The organism is Mycobacterium sp., from assembly GCF_039583805.1.
In the GTDB taxonomy this organism is placed as follows: Bacteria; Actinomycetota; Actinomycetes; order Mycobacteriales; family Mycobacteriaceae; genus Mycobacterium.
Genome location: NZ_JAVKSH010000030.1, coordinates 1 through 2,892, shown reverse-complemented (window position 1 = coordinate 2,892; position 2,892 = coordinate 1). Strand labels below are relative to the sequence as shown.

Below are 2,892 nucleotides of genomic sequence, written 5' to 3'. Positions count from 1 at the left end.
GTGGCGTGGTGCCGCGACGGAGGTTGTCGCGCAGAGGCGGGCATGGCGCACATCGCTTCCCGCAGAGGGCCTCCCGCAGAGGGCCTCCCGCACATCGCCTCCCGCAGAGGGCCTCCCGCAGAGGTCGGTGGTGCTGATGTGGCCAGACGGCAGTATGTGGCTCGGGAGGTCTCCGGGTGCACGACGCCGCGACACTGCCCCCGTGGCGGTCGGGACCCGAGTGGCGGTCGGGCCCTGAGTGCCGGTCGGCTCGGGACGGCGCCAACGCCAAACGAGTTATGTTGCGCCGCACCGTAATTCCGACATGTCGCTGCGCGTGCAGGTGCTGCCTGCTGATCGGCCGCGCAGGAGGCGGCCGCGTCGCGGCGATTGCGGCCGAGCCGCATGACATATCGACCGGCCGGCGCGAATCGCATTCGCGCCGTTGACGTTTACACGTCCAAGCGGGCGAACTGATTTCGCTGGTAGTGCTCGACACAAGCCGATCTCCTGACCTTGCCACTTGTCGTGATCGGAATCGAACCAGGCGGAACCAGGACCAGGTCCGCCACTCCCAGGCCGTGCGAGTTCGAGATCGCCGAGGTGACCTCACGCTTGACGACGGCGAACTTGTGCATCGCCTCCTCGTCGGAGTCGCCCCGCTTCCTGGCCTCGATGATGACGACCAGCTGCTCGACGTCCGCGGCCGGAACGGCTATCGCCGCGACCCGGCCTCCGGTGATCTCCTGGATCGTCGCCTCGATGTCGTCGGGAGAGTGGTTGCGCCCGTAGACGATCAGAAGATCCTTGATGCGGCCGACGATGAACAGCTCGTGATCGGAGACGAAGCCCAGATCCCCGGTCCTCAGCCACGGCCCTTCGGGTGTGCCGGCCGACGGCGCGACCAGCGTGGCCCCGAACGTGCGCTCGGTCTCGTGCGGTTTCCGCCAGTAGCCCGCAGCGACGTTGTCGCCGTGCACCCAGATCTCACCGGTCGTTTCCGGTGGGCACTCAGTGCGGGTTTCCGGATCGACGATCCGCACGATGGGTGATGGCAGCAGCGGATATCTGACCAGCGGGGTGCCGCTCCCGGGTGCGCACCGCTGCGCGTGGCCGGCGGCCAGTTTTTCCGAGTCGAAGTCGACGGTTTCCGGTGGCCGGCCCGCCTGGCTGGACGCGACGTACACCGTCGCCTCCGCGAGCCCGTACGAGGGCCGGATCACCGTGTCCCGAAGATTGCAGCGCTCAAACCGTTTGGCGAAGCGTTTCAGAGTCACCGGATGCACCCGCTCGCTGCCGCTGAGGATGGTGTGCACGCCCCCGAGGTCATAGCCGGCCATGTCGTCGTCCGATATTTTGCGGGCCGCCAGTTCGAACGCAAAGTTCGGTGCCGCCGAAAACGCCTGAGAATTGGTTGCCAGCAGGTGCATCCACCGGGCCGGGCGTTGCAGGAACGACACCGGGCTGGTGAGCACACCGTCGAATCCCCCCAGAATCGGTGAGCACACCCCCAGAACCAAACCCATATCGTGATAGAACGGCAGCCACGACACAATAGTGAGGTCCTCCGGCGGAATGCCTGCACTGTCAGGAAAATAGCTGAGCATCAGCTGTTCAAAATTGACCACAAGGTTCGTATGGGAAATCATCACCCCGGCCGGTTGCCGGGTCGATCCAGATGTGTATTGCAAGTACGCGGTCGTTTGGTAATGCTCGTCCCCGGCATCGGGTCGCATCGGAGCGTCCAGGTCCAGCAGATCAACCTCGATGACCGATGCAGCGGGGTGCCCGGGCTGCGGCGCAACATGGCGGATGACGTCGCCGACGGCGGACGACGTCGTGAGGACGACTGCGGGCGAGGCGTCGCGCAGCACCGAATCGACGCGGTGGTCGGTGACGCCCCCCAGCGGGACCGACAGCGGCACCGCGATAAGCCCGGCCTGCAGTGCGCCCAGAAAAGCGACGATGTAATCCAGCCCCTGCGGCGCTGATATCACAGCGCGCTCACCGGGTGATGCACAACGTTCGAGCTCGCGGGCAACGTTCGACGCTCGCCGATACAACTGCGGCCACGTCAGGGTTTCGGCGATGCCGGCCCAGTCCTGCTCGTAATCGACGAACGTGAATGCCGTGTCATCGGGCTGCAGGCTGGCACGCTCGCGCAGCAGAGTCGGAATGGATGTCTCGGTCACGTGCATGAGGTTACCCAATCAGCTGTGTCAGGTTGCCGTGGCCGCCGCGGCGGACGGCACGTCAGAACGGCACGTCGAAACCGAGGGGGATCGCGGCGATCGGGTCCAGCGCCAGAGCGGCGTTGATGTCGGGGATGGTGAAATCAATGAGGGGTCCGTACGGCGTCAAGAAGGTGTCGGTGACGGTGCCGCCCGGAGTGGCTACGTAGACGTTTTCGAACCCGCCGCCGAAGTTGAACACGTCGTAGACCGTCCCGCTTACCGGCACGCCCGCTAAACAGGTGCCCCCGTAACAGCCCGTACTGACGAACTCCGTGTTGGTCAGCGAGCCCAGGTATGTCACGGTCTCGGCGCTATCGATTCGCCCGAGTTCGGTGGCGCTCGACCCGGCGCCGCTGTAGACGTAGAAGACTTGCGGCGCGAACGTGAGGCCGCCGCCCTGGCCGCCGCCGATGCTCAACAGCGGCGGAGCGCCAATCGTCTGACTGACCGGGTTGAAGACGTCGACGCCGAGAGCCGTTTCGGGGTTGAAGGTGAGGCCGTCGATGGTGAAAGCGTCAGCGCCGATGGCGCTGTCCCCCGCCTGCAGCGGGGCGAGGGCGGCGCCCGCGTCGAGCGGGTCGGCGGCGTTGAAGAAGGGGCCGAGGTCGATGTTGCCCGACGACGTCACCAAAGTGTCGGTGACGGTACCGCCCGGGGTGGCGATGTAGATGTTCTCTTT

Annotated in this window: 2 protein-coding genes; both read right to left on the bottom strand. The window is 65.9% G+C overall.

The genetic code is table 11. The annotated features are described in order from the left end of the window. Positions 1–431: 431 nt before the first annotated feature. Positions 432–2,171 (bottom strand): AMP-binding protein, encoded by a 1,740-nt coding sequence (locus ABDW21_RS05875; RefSeq protein ID WP_343602338.1) that lies wholly within the window; start codon positions 2,169–2,171, stop codon positions 432–434. 61 nt (positions 2,172–2,232) lie between these two features. Further along, the coding region (locus ABDW21_RS05870) for a hypothetical protein (protein ID WP_343710183.1) at positions 2,233–2,892 on the bottom strand (660 nt) is incomplete at its 5' end.